This window comes from Phreatobacter sp. GW821-FHT04C01 (assembly GCF_059420385.1).
The window spans coordinates 1-1496 of the sequence record NZ_JBWKTP010000028.1 but is presented as its reverse complement, the minus strand read 5'-3'; the positions used below and the strand labels follow the sequence as shown (position 1 = coordinate 1496).

The 1496-nt window shown below is 66.6% G+C and carries 1 protein-coding gene; it reads right to left on the bottom strand.

The window, feature by feature from the left end; genetic code table 11:
- On the bottom strand, positions 1–1305 hold the full coding sequence (locus AC07WJ_RS37160; RefSeq protein ID WP_494939770.1) for an IS4 family transposase: 1305 nt from the start codon (positions 1303–1305) through the stop codon (positions 1–3).
- Positions 1306–1496: the final 191 nt, after the last annotated feature.

Genomic DNA, 1496 nt, shown 5'->3' with positions numbered 1-1496 from the left:
CTACGGCATGCACACGTCTCTAAGTGTCCAGCCCTTTGCGATGGCGCGGAAATATTCGAGGCCGTGACGCGAGGTGATGGGGCCGGGCGGTTTTGAGGAGGGGTAGCCGTCCCAACCGCCTAGGCGGGCAATGATCCAGGCGGCCCATGCGAGGCTGTGTCTAGGGTGTGGGTTGCGTTGCAAGGCGGTGCGGCCCTGATAGCTGGCGTCGAGGCTGTCGAGCACGGCGATGTCGGCTGGGCTGAAGGCATTGCCGGCCGGTTCAGCGCCGTTGCCGTCGCGGGCCTGGACGAGTTGCAGGATGACAGTGGCAGCCTTGGTGGCGATGGCGGCGAGCTTGATCAAGACCTCGGCGCTGGCGAGCTGGCTGTCCTCCAGGCGCAAGCCGTGTGTCTTCATCAGACGGAACAATTGCTCGATGGTCCAGCGCCGCCTGTACCAGTCGACGATCTGCCAGGCGGTGGCGGCGTCGTCGACCGCATGGGTGGTGAGCAGGCGCCAGTGCACCGGCTCGACATCGGCTGGAGGACACAGTTCGACGACTTCGACCAGGTTCAGCGACACGGTCTTCGGCCAGTCCCTGGCGCCGGGAGTATCGGGCCGGCACACCTCGACCTTGCTGAAGCGCAGGCTTACCTCGGTGTCGCGTGCCGCCCGCTTGTGGGTGGCCAACAGCTCGAGGCCGCGCGTGGCCGCGAACGGCAGCGCTGCCGTGACTTTCGACAGGGTACCGCCGCCCACGACGGCGCGTTCATGCATCACGCGTGTCAGCAGATGGACATTGCCAGTGGGCACCGTCGCCCATCCGGCATAGATGTCGCTCTCCCGGTCGGCCACGATGGTCACGGTGGCGGCTTGGGCCAGCACGCTCCTGGCCTGAACGGCCGTGTCGATCCAGCGGCGCGATTCCTTGTCCTTGACCGCGCGCTTGGCGTGCGACGTCTTGACCCGACCCTGGCGCGTATAGACGCTGCCGGCCACCAGACCCAGGCAACTGCCGCTCGCCGCGTCGACGGCCAGCATCGCATGCACCAGCACGCCGCGGCCGCCGCCCTTGCCGATCTCGCCCAGGCCGCGGCGCCGCCTGGGCGTGGTGGCAAAAGTGATCTCGCTGGTGTCCTGGATCGCCAGCACATGCCGCCCGGCGACCGCCGCCACCGTCTGTTCGCTCCAGCCTTCGATCAACCGCTCAACCGTCACCTTGTCGTTGGCCAGTAGGCGATGGAAGCCGACCTCTTGCTCCCGTCGGCCCTCGCTCAGCCGGCGCAGGCAGATATCTTGGCGCGCGACCATGCGATCGAGCAACAGCGCCCCCTTTTATCGAGGCGGCGATCCCCGAAACGGCCCAGCGACGGCTGCTCAACCAACATGGCGACACCTCGAAGCAATCTGAAGTGCCCAGCAATGAATCACACCGGTAGCCGCAATGGCCAGCCCCGCCGCACACCCGAGTCAATCCGCCGCACTTCCTCTCCAGAGATATGTGCATGCCGTAG